This window comes from Novosphingobium sp. LASN5T (genome assembly GCF_003856955.1).
In the GTDB taxonomy this organism is placed as follows: Bacteria; Pseudomonadota; Alphaproteobacteria; order Sphingomonadales; family Sphingomonadaceae; genus Novosphingobium.
In genome coordinates, this window is record NZ_RQSI01000009.1 from 43,717 (window position 1) to 56,824 (window position 13,108).

General features: G+C 65.3%; 9 protein-coding genes. 6 read left to right on the plus strand and 3 right to left on the minus strand.

Annotated elements, in window-relative coordinates:
• Nucleotides 1-9: 9 nt before the first annotated feature.
• From EH199_RS08275 to EH199_RS08285, 3 genes are all read right to left on the minus strand, one after another.
• Nucleotides 10-1,254, minus strand: coding sequence for a cytochrome P450 (locus EH199_RS08275; RefSeq protein ID WP_124808781.1), 1,245 nt, complete (start codon nucleotides 1,252-1,254; stop codon nucleotides 10-12).
• Complete coding sequence (locus EH199_RS08280; RefSeq protein WP_124808782.1) at nucleotides 1,254-3,488, minus strand: TonB-dependent receptor; 2,235 nt, start codon at nucleotides 3,486-3,488, stop codon at nucleotides 1,254-1,256. Before EH199_RS08280 ends, EH199_RS08275 begins: the two co-directional genes overlap by 1 nt.
• Before the next feature lie 146 nt (nucleotides 3,489-3,634).
• Entirely contained in the window at nucleotides 3,635-4,654 is a 1,020-nt protein-coding gene (locus tag EH199_RS08285; protein ID WP_124808783.1) for an AraC family transcriptional regulator, read from the minus strand.
• Between the two features lie 121 nt (nucleotides 4,655-4,775).
• On the opposite strand from EH199_RS08285, the gene EH199_RS08290 reads away from it, so the two are divergent.
• From EH199_RS08290 to EH199_RS08315, 6 genes are all read left to right on the plus strand, one after another.
• Nucleotides 4,776-7,136: a TonB-dependent receptor gene (locus EH199_RS08290; RefSeq protein ID WP_124808784.1), complete on the plus strand. Its 2,361-nt coding sequence runs from the start codon at nucleotides 4,776-4,778 to the stop codon at nucleotides 7,134-7,136.
• An 88-nt stretch (nucleotides 7,137-7,224) separates the two neighbouring features.
• Complete coding sequence (locus EH199_RS08295) at nucleotides 7,225-7,962, plus strand: SDR family NAD(P)-dependent oxidoreductase (protein ID WP_124808785.1); 738 nt, start codon at nucleotides 7,225-7,227, stop codon at nucleotides 7,960-7,962.
• A 21-nt stretch (nucleotides 7,963-7,983) separates the two neighbouring features.
• Nucleotides 7,984-9,210, plus strand: coding sequence for an acyl-CoA dehydrogenase family protein (locus tag EH199_RS08300; RefSeq protein ID WP_124808786.1), 1,227 nt, complete (start codon nucleotides 7,984-7,986; stop codon nucleotides 9,208-9,210).
• A gap of 18 nt (nucleotides 9,211-9,228) precedes the next feature.
• Complete coding sequence (locus tag EH199_RS08305) at nucleotides 9,229-10,269, plus strand: alcohol dehydrogenase family protein (protein WP_124808787.1); 1,041 nt, start codon at nucleotides 9,229-9,231, stop codon at nucleotides 10,267-10,269.
• Nucleotides 10,270-10,460: 191 nt separating this feature from the next.
• On the plus strand, nucleotides 10,461-11,573 hold the full coding sequence (locus tag EH199_RS08310) for an NAD(P)-dependent alcohol dehydrogenase (protein ID WP_124808788.1): 1,113 nt from the start codon (nucleotides 10,461-10,463) through the stop codon (nucleotides 11,571-11,573).
• A 44-nt stretch (nucleotides 11,574-11,617) separates the two neighbouring features.
• Nucleotides 11,618-13,051 (plus strand): aldehyde dehydrogenase family protein, encoded by a 1,434-nt coding sequence (locus EH199_RS08315; protein WP_124808789.1) that lies wholly within the window; start codon nucleotides 11,618-11,620, stop codon nucleotides 13,049-13,051.
• Nucleotides 13,052-13,108: the final 57 nt, after the last annotated feature.

Consider the following 13,108-nt stretch of genomic DNA (forward strand, 5'->3'; position numbering starts at 1 on the left):
GACTGCCTCTCACGCCGGCCGCAACATGACGTCGAGGTTCTTGAGCCCGTTGAGGAAATTCGAGCGGAACCGGCGCGGCGACCGTATAATCTCGAAAGACATAACCCGATCCGCGAGAATGTCGAACGCCACGCGCAACTGCATTTCGGCCAGGCGCGATCCGACGCACACGTGCTGGCCCGATCCGAAGCCCAGGTGCGGGTTCTTCGCCCGCGTGATGTCGAACCGGTCCGGCGCATCGAACACCGTCTCGTCGCGGTTGCCTGAAACGTACCACAGCACGACCTTGTCGCCCTTGGCGATTTTCTGGCCGCCCAGCTCGGTATCCGCCATGGCTGTGCGGCGCATGTGGAGGACGGGCGAGGCATGGCGGACCATTTCCGGCGTGGCGGTCTTCAGCAGTCCGCGGTCGCGCCGCAGCATGGCCCACTGATCGGGGCTTTCGGCGAAGCGCTGCACGGTGTGCGACAGCGAATTGCGCGTGGTCTCGTTGGCGCCAACGAGAACGAGGATCAGGTTGCCGACAAAGTCCCGGAAGGCGATCTTCTCCCCATGGATTTCCACGTTGGCCAGCAGCGAGGCGATGTCGTGCGAAGGCGCTGCCCGTCGCGCTTCGAACAGTTGGGTGGCGAAGGCGAAGAAATCGGCAAGCGTTGCCGCCATGGCTTCGGGGCTCTGGCGGAAATCGGGATCGTCCTCGCCCACGAAGGCGTTGGTCCAGTCATAGAGCTTGGGCCAGAGATCGGGCGACAGGCCGAGCAGTTCGCACAGCGTCAGCAGGGGGAGAGGAGCGGACAGCAGGGGTACGAGGTCCACTTCCTCACCCAGCGGGATCGCCGCGACGAGGTGCTCCACCCGCGTGCGGATGCGCGCCTCGATATCGCCTAGCCGTGCTGGTGAAACCGCTGGCATGATATGCTTGCGGTACTGCGTGTGGACCGGCGGATCGCGCGAGATGAAGGGGATGCCGATCGCGCTTTCGCCCGCGCCCGTCAGTCCAACCTCGTTCTCGTTGAAAATGCGGTGGCCTCCGTTTTCGTAGGCGCTGGAGAACAGGGCGGGGTTGCGCGATACCTCCACGATGTCGGCATGGCGCAGCACCGCCCAGAAGCCCGCACCATCGCTTTCCGGGTTCCAGTACACCGGCTCTTCGCGCCGCAGCCGGGCGAACGCCTCCCATGGAACGCCCTGTTCGAACAGGCGGGCGTCCTTCAGGTCGATGGGGCTGGAAGCGATGGCGCGGGCCTTGCTCATCAGAACGCGACCCTGACCGAGCCGCCGAACGTGCGCGGCGTGGAAGGCACGAGGAAGTTGTAGGGGAAGCCCGCCCCGCGCAAGTCCAGGCCGTAGGCGTAGGTCTGGCGGTCAAACAGGTTGTTGGCGAAGGCCTTGAAGGTGAAGCGCCCGGTCTGGAACGCGGCGCTGACATTCACCTTGGCGTAGGCGCCCTGTTGCAGTTCGGCATTGTTCTGCGTGGTGCCGGTGGCGTTGATCGCGTTGAACGGCGAGAAATACTGCCGGCTGAAATAGGCGACGGTGGGGGAGAGCGTCATCTTGCCGGTGGCGTTGTCCATCAGCGTGGCGTCGATGCCGGCCTGGAACGTCCATTCCGGGGCGAAGGGCAGGTTGTTGCCGTCCAGCTTCGTACCCTGCAACGTCAATTGCTTGTAGCGGGCGTGGAGGTAGCCGGCGGAGGCGCTGAGCTTGAACATGCGCGAAAGGCGCGCGCTGGCCTCCAGTTCGGCGCCATAGACTTCCGACTTGGGCGCGTTGACGAGGAACGAGACCGGGCCGGGCCGCGTGTCCTGCACCTGCTGGTTGGTATAGTCGTAGTAGAACGCCGACCCGGTCAGCGTCAGGATGCCGCCGTAGCGGCCCTTGAAGCCCACTTCATAGGCGTTGACCCGTTCCGGCGCGATATAGGTGATGCCGGCCGAGGAGGTGTAGCCGCCACCGTTGAACGCGCCCGAACGATAGCCTCTGTTGTAGCTGGCATAGAGCAGCGTGCCGCCCGGCAGTTCGTAGCTCAGCGCCACGCGGCCGGTCAGCGCGCGGTTGCGCCCGTCGACGGCGTAGCGTGCCGTCGGATCATAGGCGCAGGTGCCCGCCACGCCGGCGCAGGGCACGGTCGTCGCCAGCGGCGTCTGCGCGCCGCCGATATCGCCGGCAAAGAGATAGGCATAGCCATCGCGATAAGTCGCGCGGTCCCAGGTATAGCGCGCGCCAAGCGTCAGGGTCAGCCGGTCGGCCAGCTTGTAATCGCCTTGGGCGAACAGCGCGGTGGACGATCGGCGCTGGCGATAGTGCTGGAAGAAGCCGCCGTTGACGCCCGGCCCCAGCGCGCTGCCGATGTTGAAGGTGTTGTCGGTGACGACCGTGTCCCAGCCATAGAAGCCGCCCGCGACGAGGCTCAGCTTGCCGGTGCTGTAGTTCAGCCGCAGCTCCTCGCTGAACTGGTTGTACGAAGAGCGCCAGTTGATGTCGAGGATGTCCACTGGCGCGCCGTCGGCCGCCTGTTGCAGGTTCTGCTTGCCCGCATCGCGCGAGGTAATCGAGGTCAGCGTGAGGGCGTCCGAGACGTGGTAGGCCACGTTGGCGGAGATGCCGTAGGCTTCCGTACGGTTCAGGCCGAGCCGGTTTTCGTTAGTCTCGAAGAAGCCGAGGCCGGCACGCGCCGGCAGGAAGCCCTGAACGGCTGCCTGCGAGCCACGATCGCGCCCGCCATAGACCTTGATCTTCACGTCCAGCGGTCCGTCTCCGGGACGGAAGCGCAGCGTGGCGCGGCCCTGCAAGGTATCCTGCGAATTGCCGTCGCGTCCGCCCGGGAACACGTTGCGGATCTGGCCATCGCCCTTGATGTAGTTGGCGGCAAGGCGCAGGCCGAGTTCGTTCTCCACCATCGTCGTTTCCACGGCAGCCTGGGCTGTCCAGGTGTTGAAGTTGCCATAGCCGACCTCGGCATAGCCTTCGTTGTCGTGCAGCCCGGGCGCGCGGGTGATGAAGTTGATCGCGCCGCCGGTGGTGTTGCGGCCGAACAGCGTGCCCTGCGGCCCGCGCAGCACTTCCACGCGATCAAGATCGAACAGGCCCATGCCGTGCGCGGTGCGGTTGGCGAGATAGACGTCATCGAGATAGACGCCGACCGGCGAGGCCTGGTTGGAGTTGTATTCGTTGGCCACGCTGATGCCGCGCAGGCTGAAATTCGGTTGAGTCGAGCCATAGGGGCTGCTGATCTGCAGGTTGGGCACCGCCGATTGCAGCGCGGCGGAATTGGTGATTCCTTTTGACGCCAGGCTGTCGCCGCCGATGGCGGAAATGGCGATCGGCACTTCGAGCACCGACTGTTCGCGCCGCTGGGCCGTCACCACGATCACGTCCTGCGCGGAGGCGCTGTCGCTGGCGCCGTCTCCAGCCGTTTGCGCAAGGGCGATGGTCGGAAGCCAGGAGGCACCACCCAGCAACAGGGCGGTGGCGAGGGCGGTGCGCATTCGGATTTCTCCCATGGTGTTCGCAGCCGGCTGGCCCGGCCTGCATCTGAAGAAACCCTATATCTTCGGGAGAGCGCTTTGCCGTTTCACAGGGTTGCGCCGGGATTTGACAATTCTTGCTGGTGTGAGAGCCGGTTTTGCCGGGGTCACAGCTGGGCGCGGATCGCCTTGCCGCGCAGGATCAGGGCGCGGGCGCCGCTGTCCATGTGCCGGCGCAGGAACCGGCTGGCGGCGCTGGCCTCGCCATAGCCCAGGCGGTGTGCGAGTTCCGACAGGTTAGGCTTTGCCTCAAGCGCGAAATATTCCCGCGCAACGCGCAGGCGTACGTTGGTAAGAACATCGCCGAAGGTCATCTCGTGTGCCGTCAGCCGGCGTTGCAGGCTGCGCCCGCCAAGTCGCAGCAGCGCGGCGGTGCGCTCCAGCGTGGCCTGTCCGCCCGCCAGATGCGCGGCGACAAGTTCTTCCACCTGCCGCACGAAATCGCGCACGCTGGGGCGCATGGTCGCGGCGAGCTGGCGTTCGAGATAAGCGAGCAGGTGCGCGTTGCCGTTGGGATTGGTGCGTTTCATCTCCTCGCGGCGGATGACGACGGCGGAACGGTCGGCGCCGAAAGTGGTGGGGCAGCGAAAGAAGGTGCGATGGAGGTTGAGGTTGCGCGGCGGCGGATGGTCGAACTCGACGCGCACGGGGCTCCAGTCGGCCCCCAGCACGAGCCGCAGGATGCGAACCTGCAAGCTGAGCGTGGCCTCCACGAACTGGCTGCCGCCGAAACGGGTGGGAATGGTGACGAACTGGACGAGCGCGATTTCGTCCTCGGTTTCGATGGAGCGGACGCCCAGCGCATCGCTTTCCAGATGCAGAAAGCGGTTCGAGACGCGGATCGTTTCCCCCACCGTCGGGCAGTGGCCCCAAAGCAGGCTCAGCGGGCCGTAGCCGTTCAGGTTGCACCAGGATGCGAAGGCCACGCCAATGTCCGGGCGGTTCGCCATGATCGCGCAGATCTGCATGATATCGACCATGGCGTGCGCGGGCACGGTTTCCCGCGTCGCACTCGATTGCACGATCGACCATAGTTCGCGGTCGAGAATATCTTCCAGCGGTATGCCGGTAAGCCGCGCGTACCGGACGAATTGCTGCATGGACGATGGATGCGCGACCGGCGTCATAAACTCTCCTGTCGCTATTGGTCACGATCGTGGCGTGATATGTCAAGATTTAATCGCAGGATTGAAGCAGACTCCATCGGTCTGATCCGGCGTAGAGCGGATAGTGAGAGAGGTAGTAAGCATGAAGGCAGTATTCCTTGCCGGCGTTGCCGGCATGGTCGTTTCGTCGGTTGTAGCAACGCCCGTGATCGCTCAGGAAAGCACGGCGGATAATCAGGGCGCCGGGCTCCAGGAAATCGTCGTCACCGCGCAGCGTCGCGCCGAAAATCTCCAGAACGTGCCGATCGCGATCACGGCGGCCAGCGGCGAAGCGCTGGCAACCGCCCGCGTCGAGAACATCTCCAACATCCAGGCGGTCAGCCCGTCGATCACGTTCCGCGCCACCAACATTTCCAGCTCCACGGCCAACGTCATCATTCGCGGCCTGGGCACCACGGGCAACAGCCGCAGCTTCGAAGGCTCGGTCGGCGTGTTCATCGATGGCGTGTACCGCACCCGCGCCGCCGCCGCGCTGCAGAGCTTCCTCGATATCGACAACCTGCAGGTGCTGCGCGGTCCGCAGGGCACACTGTTCGGCAAGAACACTACCGCCGGCGCCTTGCTGCTTTCCTCGGCCAAGCCTTCGACCGACCGCATGGAGGGCCTGTTTGACGCCAGCTATGGCAACTACAACACCTTCACCGTGCGCGCGGCAGGCAACGTGCCGATCAGCGATCACGCGGCGTTCCGCATCGCGGGCGTGGTCTCGCACCGCGATGGGTTCTACACGAACCCCACCAATGGCGAGCACCTGAACGGCGATTCCACGCAGGCGATCAAGGCGCAACTGCTGTTCGAGCCGACGCCGGACCTCACCATCCGCCTGATCGGCGACTATTCACACGGCGGCGGCAACTGCTGCTATGCGACTTCGGACTTCAAGAACGGCCCGACGCAGCCGCTGGTCGACTTGCTGACCACGCTGAACGGCGGCAAGGTGCCTTCGCGCAAGCTGTCCGACTTTCAGCAGACGCTGAACGGCAATGGCCGCCAGACGATCACCGATTACGGTGGCACGCTGCAGATCGAGGCCGGCCTTGGCGGCGGCACGCTGAAGTCGGTAACCGCGATCCGCAAGTTCAAGCTCGACCAGCGCGACATGGACCCGGATTTCTCGGGCGCGGATATCTTCCGCTACTACGAAAACTTCGACAGCCGCTTCATCTCGCAGGAACTGACCTACAACACGAAGATCAGCGCGCTGAACGCCGATGCCGTGTTCGGCGGCTTCGTCTCGGATGAAAAGCTGAAGATGGGCCGCACGCTGCCCTGGGCTTCGCAAGGGCAGGCCTACTGGAACGCGGTGCTGGGCGCTTCGGGCATTCCGGCCGGCACGGTGAACGCATCCGTCGGCCCGTGGGCGGTGGAAGCGATGTCGGGCAAGGCGCGTTCCTACGCCGGTTTCGCGCATCTCGATTTCGCGCTCGGCTCGAAGGTCAACATCATCGCCGGCGTGCGCTATTCGGTCGAAAAGAAGCAGGGCGCGTTCCGCAATGCCTTCTTCTCGCCGTTCCCGAACACCGTGTTCACGGTTCTCGGCCTTGGGCCGAGCCCGAACTATGACAAGACCCGGACTGACAAGGCGGTCAGCGGGACGCTGGGCATCCAGTACCGTCCGGTCGACGATGTCATGCTCTATGCCACGTACAACCGCGGCTTCAAGGCGGGCGGCGTGAACATCGATGCGAACGCGGCGGGCACGCTGTTCAACAACCCGACCGTGTTCAACGCGCTTCCGCCGCAGCTTCAGGGCCTGATCCGCCTGATCAGCCCGACATCGACCGTCTCGACCCCGCTCGATCCCACCTACAAGCCGGAAAAGGTCAACGCCTATGAAGTGGGCGCCAAGTTCCAGTACCTGAACCGGCGCGCGCGGACCAACATCGCGCTGTTCTACTACGACCTGTCCGATCTCCAGATCGCGCAGTTCGTGGGGCTGCGTTTCACCGTGCTCAACGCGAAGTCGGCCAAGGACTATGGCGTCGAGATCGAGAACCTGTTCCAGCTTTCGAACAGCCTGACGCTGGGCATCGACGGCACTTGGATACCGCACGCCAAGTACGCGAAGGATGCCTCGATCGATCCGGTCCTGTCGGATTCGCGGTTCCGCTTCGCGCCGAAGCTTTCGGCCAACGTCGCGCTCAATCTCGATCAGCCGCTGAGCGAAAACCTGAACCTGACGGGGCGTGTGCAGTACCAGTACACCAGCCGCCAGCTCATCAGCACCGCGTCGCGTTCGGAACAGGGGCCGGTCAGCCTGGTCAACGCCAACCTGGGCTTCAAGATTCCGAAGTGGAACCTGCTGGTCGAAGGGTGGGTGCAGAACCTGTTCAACCGGACCTACTTCACCCAGTCGTTCCCGACGCCGCTCCAGACCGGTGACGAGAACGGCTATCTCGGCGCGCCACGTACCTACGGCCTGCGCTTGCGCGCCACGTTCTGACGCGTGATACCCGATCGGCGGGGGGCGGGACGGGATCGTCCGGCGCCCCGCTGACGGGAAGAGAGGGCCGGCAAAAGGAGAGGCAAGGATGCCCACAGATACCGACTTTTCCGGCAAGACCGTGCTGGTCGTCGGCGGTTCCAGCGGCATCGGCAACGGCATCGCCCAGGCGTTCCGCGCCCGTGGCGGGAAAGTCCACGTCTGGGGCACGCGGGCATCGGCGGACGAGTACGATCCGGGTGATGGGTCGGACCTGACGGGCCTGGGCTATTCCTGCGTTGACGTGGGCGATCCCGACGCCATCGATGCGGCGGCGTTGCCGTTCCCCTCGCTCGACGTCCTGATCCTCTGCCAGGGGACAGTCGTCTACAAGCGCGGCGAATTCGAGCGCGCCGGCTGGGACAGGGTGATGGCGGTCAATCTCGACAGCCTGATGCATTGCGCGCGCAAGTTCCGGTCGCAACTTGCCGAGAGTCGCGGCGCGATCGTGATCGTCAGCTCGATTTCGGGGTTGAAGGCCAATATCGGCAATCCGGCCTATGCCGCGTCCAAGGCGGGCGCGATCAGCCTGACCAAATCGCTGGGGCAGGCGTTCGCGGCGGACGGCATCCGCGTGAACGGGCTGGCGCCGGGGCTGGTCGATACCAAGCTGACCAAGGTGACCACCGCGCATCCGCAGCGGCTGGAAGGGGCGCTGGCCACCATTCCGCAGCGCCGCATGGGCACGCCCGAAGACATGGCCGGCGCGGCGATCTTCCTCGCGTCGCCGCTGGCATCCTACGTCACCGGCCACACGCTGGTGGTGGATGGCGGCCTGTCCCTCTGAAACAGCCGGGAGCATCCCCTCATGCAGTTTGACCATACCGACAAGGTGAAGGGGCTGATCGCCCGGCTCGAAGGCTTCATAGACGAGCACGTCTATCCGAACGAAAAGGCCTATGCCGATTTCGTCCACGATCAGGCGAACCTCTGGCAGGAATGGCCGGGGATGGAGGCGCTGAAGGTCCGCGCCCGCGATGCCGGGCTGTGGAACCTGTTCCTGCCGCACGAATACGGCGCGTTCTCGCCGGGACTCACCAATCTGGAATACGCGCCGCTGGCCGAGATCATGGGGCGCGTGCCCTGGGCCAGCCAGGTGTTCAATTGCTCCGCGCCCGATACCGGCAACATGGAAGTGCTGGCCAAGTTCGGCAGCGCGGCGCAGCAGGAGCGCTGGCTCAAGCCGCTGCTCGATGGCGAAATCCGCTCGGCCTACGTGATGACCGAGCCCCAGGTCGCCTCCTCCGACGCCACCAATCTGGAACTGTCGATCCGGCCCGAGGGCGACGAATACGTCATCAACGGCCGCAAGTGGTGGATTTCCAACGCGATGCACCCGCGGTGCGACATCTTCATCGTGATGGGCAAGACCGATTTCGATGCGCCGCGCCATGCGCAGCATTCGCAGATCCTGGTGCCCCGCGATACGCCGGGCATCACGGTGGTGCGGCACCTGACGGTGTTCGGTTCGCACAATTCGCCGGGCGGCGAGGTGGAACTGCGCTTCGACAACGTGCGCGTGCCGAAGGAGAACCTTATTCTGGGCGAAGGGCGCGGGTTCGAGATCGCGCAGGGCCGGCTGGGGCCGGGGCGCATCCACCATTGCATGCGCTCGATCGGTCAGGCGCAGCGCGCGCTGGAATACATGGCGCGCCGGGCGGACAGCCGCGTCGCGTTCGGCCGCAAGCTCGCCGACCAGAGCAGCATTCGTCAGCACGTGGCACGCAGCTTCTGCGAGATCGAGATGGCCCGCCTGCTGACGCTGAAGGCGGCCGACGCGATGGATCGCCACGGCAACAAGGTGGCGCGCGACCTGATCGCGGCGATCAAGGTTATCGCGCCGCAGATGGCTCAGACCGTGGCCGATCGCGCGATCCAGGTCCACGGCGGCATGGGGGTGAGCGATGACACCCCTGTCGCCCACTTCTTCACGCTCAACCGCTACGTGCGGATCACCGACGGGCCGGAGGAAGTCCACATGTCGCAGCTCGGCAAGCTCAAGATTGCGGAATACGTCGCTGCCAACGCGCGCTGAACCGGGGAGGGCAAGGGCATGAAGGCGCTGCGATACCATGGCGCGCGGGACATTCGGCACGAGACGATGGACGATCCGGTGCTCGAATCCGATCGCGATGCGATCATCCGCATGGACGCTTGCTCGATCTGCGGCAGCGATCTGCACATCTACCACGGACACGGCTTTTCCGAGGATATCGGCTTCTGCGTGGGGCACGAGGCCGTGGGCGAGGTGGTCGAGGTGGGGCGCGCCGTTTCGCGCGTGAAAGTGGGTGATAGGGTCATGGTGCCGGCGGCGGTGGGCTGCGGCGCGTGCCGGTCATGCCTTGCCGGCAACGTCCTGAACTGCGAATCCGGCCTGGGATCGTGCTACGGCCTTTCCGCACGGCTGCAGGGCGTGCAGGCCGAAGCGTTCCGCGTGCCGGCGGCGGACATGAACGCGGTGCCCATTCCCGAAGGCGTGAGCGGCGATCAGGCGCTGAGGATGACCGACGCGCTGGCGACCGCCTGGTTCGGCGCGCGCAACGCCGATATCCGGCCGGGCAGCGCCGTGGCCGTCATCGGCCTTGGCCCGATCGGCCTGATGGCGGTGGACAGCGCCTTCGTGATGGGCGCGCATGTGGTCTATGCGATCGATCCGATTGCCGAACGGCGCGCGCTGGCCGCCGAAGCGGGGGCGATCGCGCTGCATCCCGATGCCGCGCTGGAAACGATCCGTGAGGCCACGAAGGGGCGCAAGCTGGATTGCGTAGTGGAGGTGGTCGGGTCGGACGCCACGGTCGATCTGGCGCTGCGGCTGGTGGCGCGCCGGGGCACGGTTTCGGTGATCGGCGTCCAGCAATCGCGGCGCTATGCCTTTCCGCTGGAGCGCGCGTTTGCCGCCGGGCTGACTTTCCGCATCGGCACCTGCTCCGTGCCCGAGGAACTCCCCGCGCTGTTTCCGCTGGTGCAATCCGGGCGACTGCGGCCGGAGCGCTACATCAGCCACCGGATGCCGCTATCGCAAGGGTCGGAAGCCTATCGTCTGTTCGACAGCCGGGAAGCCGGCGCGCTCAAGATGGTCCTTGCGCCCGATTGACCTAACGGGGAGACAAACGGGTTGGACGAAATTAACTGATCGATTAAATTGGTCCGATGGATTGCATGGCATGCTGCCATTTTTCGCAATTCTTGCTGCGCCGGTTGTTGGGGCCAGCCCATACGTTCACCGAAGCGGATTGCCGGAACTTCAGGAAATGAACGGCGCGGAAAGATGATGAGGAGAGCCTGATGACTGTCTGTACCGCCGCCGTTGCGCGGGCCGCCCATGCGGATTTCACGCTCGAACAGGTCACGGTTGAAGGGCCGCGCGCGGGCGAGGTGCTGGTGCGGATCGCCGGTGTCGGCCTGTGCCACACCGATCTTGTCTTCCGCGACCAGTTCGATGCGTTCGCCAAGCCCGCCGTGCTGGGCCACGAAGGCGCCGGCGTGATCGAGGCCGTGGGCGAGGACGTCGATGACCTGGCCGTGGGCGATCGCGTGGTGCTGGGCTTTTCGAGCTGCGGCACCTGCGCCCGCTGCGCCGAGGATTTGCCCAGCTATTGCGTGCAATTCGTGCCGATGAACTATGCCGGGATGCGGCTGGACGATGGTTCCACCGCCTATGCCGGCGCGGATGGCGCGCGCGTGTCGTCGCACTTCTTCGGCCAGTCCTCGTTCGCGACGCTGGCGGTCACGCGCGCGCGCAATGTGGTGAAAGTCGGCGATACGGCCCTGCCGCTGGAACTGCTGGGGCCGCTGGGCTGCGGCTTCCAGACCGGCGCGGGCGCGGTGATGCGGTCGATGGCCTGCCCCGCCGGTTCGTCGCTGATCGTGTTCGGCGGCGGACCCGTGGGGCTGGCCGCCGTGATGGCCGGGCGGATACAGGGCTGCTCCACGATTATCCTGGTCGAACCGATCGCCGCGCGGCGTGCCATCGGGCTGGAATTCGGCGCGACGCATGTGATCGATCCCGCCGCCGGCGATCTGGCGGCAGCCATCCGCGCGATCCTGCCGCTGGGCGTGGACTATGCGCTCGATACGTCGGGCAATGTCGGCGTGATCGAGACGGGACTTGCCAACCTAGCCCCGCACGGGATGATCGGCCTGGTCGGCGTGCCCAAGGACATGACCGCCGCGATCAGCGTGAACATCGCCGCGCTGATGACGCCGGGCTTGCGCATCATCGGCATCATCGAAGGCGACAGCACGCCGCAGGATTTCATTCCGGAACTGCTGGCCCACCATGCCGCCGGCAATTTCCCGTTCGATCGCCTGATCCGGACGTTCCCGTTGGCGGAAATCAACGAAGCCATTGCCGCGCAGGCGCGCGGAGAGTGCATCAAGGTCGTTCTCGTTCCCTGATGGCCGGGCCGATCCCCGGACAGACCCCAGTGAAAGGCACAGCCATGGAATTCAACGGTACTTACAGGATGCTGATCGGCGGCGAATTCGTTGCTGGCAGCGCCACGTTCGATGTGATCAATCCCGCGACCGAGGAAGCGATCGCCAGCGCGCCGGACGCGACGCAGGCCGATCTCGACGCGGCCGTGGCGGCGGCGCGCAAGGCTTTTCCGGGCTGGGCTGCAGCCCCGATCGAGGAGCGCAAGGCGAAGCTCAACGCGCTGGGCGATGCGATCTTCGCCAACCTCGATGGCTTCACGCGCCTGCTGACCAGCGAACAGGGCAAGCCGCACCACGAGGCGCAGGGCGAATGCATGGGCGCGGGGTACTGGCTCAAGGCCTTTACCGCGCTCGACCTGCCCGAAACGGTGAACGAGGATTCGGACGAGCGGATCAGCATCACGCGGCACGTGCCGCTGGGCGTTGTCGGCGCAATCGCGCCGTGGAACTTCCCTATGATCCTGGCGATGTTCAAGGTCGCGCCGGCGCTGCTCGCGGGCAATACGATGGTGCTGAAGCCATCACCGTTCACGCCGCTGAGCACGCTGAAGTTTGCCGAGCTGGCGGCGGAAATCCTGCCGGCGGGCGTGCTCAACGTGATTACCGGCGGTGACAGCCTGGGGCCGTGGATGACCGCGCACCCGGGCTTCGACAAGATCAGCTTCACCGGATCGACCCAGACGGGCCGCCGCGTGATGGCCTCCGCTGCGCCCACGCTGAAGCGCGTGACGCTGGAACTCGGCGGAAACGATGCCGCCATCGTCATGCCCGATGTGGATGTAGAGAAGATCGCCGAACAACTGTTCTGGGCGGCCTTCACCAACAACGGCCAGATCTGCATCGCCACCAAGCGGATGTATATCCACAAGGACATCTACGAACCGCTGCGCGATGCCATCGTGGCCTATGCGAAGACGGTGAAAGTGGGCGATGGGTCGGAGCAGGGCACGCAGATCGGCCCGATCAACAACAGCCAGCAATACGCGCGCGTGCTGGAACTGATCCAGGATGCCAGGGACAAGGGCTATACCTTCCTGACGGGCGGAGAGAAGGCCGAGGTTCCGGGCTATTTCGTGCCGATCACGATCCTCGACAATCCGCCCGAGGACAGCCGCATCGTGCAGGAGGAGCAGTTCGGCCCGGTCCTGCCGCTGATCCGGTTCGACGATTACGACGATGTGATCGCGCGCGCCAACGCATCGGACTACGGCCTTGGCGGATCGGTCTGGGGCAGCGACGAGGACAAGGCGTTCGAACTGGCCCAGCGCATCCAGTCGGGCACGGTCTGGGTCAACGAAACGCAGCACCTGTCGCCGCTGGCGGCGTTCGGCGGCATGAAGCAATCGGGCGTGGGCGTGGAAGGCGGGCTGGAAGGGCTGCTGGAATACACCGCCACGCAAACGCTGGTGCGCCGCAAGAAGGCCGCGTTCGTTTCCTGAGCCAATATCGGCGATTCCGGAAGGCCGGCCCGCTCCCTGTGAAGCGGGCCGGCCTTT

What these genes read in the sequence shown, in the direction of transcription:
- EH199_RS08275 (WP_124808781.1), bottom strand. Translation starts at nt 1,254, where the DNA reads ATGAGCAAGGCCCGCGCCATCGCTTCCAGCCCCATCGACCTGAAGGAC.
- EH199_RS08280 (WP_124808782.1), bottom strand. Translation starts at nt 3,488, where the DNA reads ATGCGCACCGCCCTCGCCACCGCCCTGTTGCTGGGTGGTGCCTCCTGG.
- EH199_RS08285 (WP_124808783.1), bottom strand. Translation starts at nt 4,654, where the DNA reads ATGACGCCGGTCGCGCATCCATCGTCCATGCAGCAATTCGTCCGGTAC.
- EH199_RS08290 (WP_124808784.1), top strand. Translation starts at nt 4,776, where the DNA reads ATGAAGGCAGTATTCCTTGCCGGCGTTGCCGGCATGGTCGTTTCGTCG.
- EH199_RS08295 (WP_124808785.1), top strand. Translation starts at nt 7,225, where the DNA reads ATGCCCACAGATACCGACTTTTCCGGCAAGACCGTGCTGGTCGTCGGC.
- EH199_RS08300 (WP_124808786.1), top strand. Translation starts at nt 7,984, where the DNA reads ATGCAGTTTGACCATACCGACAAGGTGAAGGGGCTGATCGCCCGGCTC.
- EH199_RS08305 (WP_124808787.1), top strand. Translation starts at nt 9,229, where the DNA reads ATGAAGGCGCTGCGATACCATGGCGCGCGGGACATTCGGCACGAGACG.
- EH199_RS08310 (WP_124808788.1), top strand. Translation starts at nt 10,461, where the DNA reads ATGACTGTCTGTACCGCCGCCGTTGCGCGGGCCGCCCATGCGGATTTC.
- EH199_RS08315 (WP_124808789.1), top strand. Translation starts at nt 11,618, where the DNA reads ATGGAATTCAACGGTACTTACAGGATGCTGATCGGCGGCGAATTCGTT.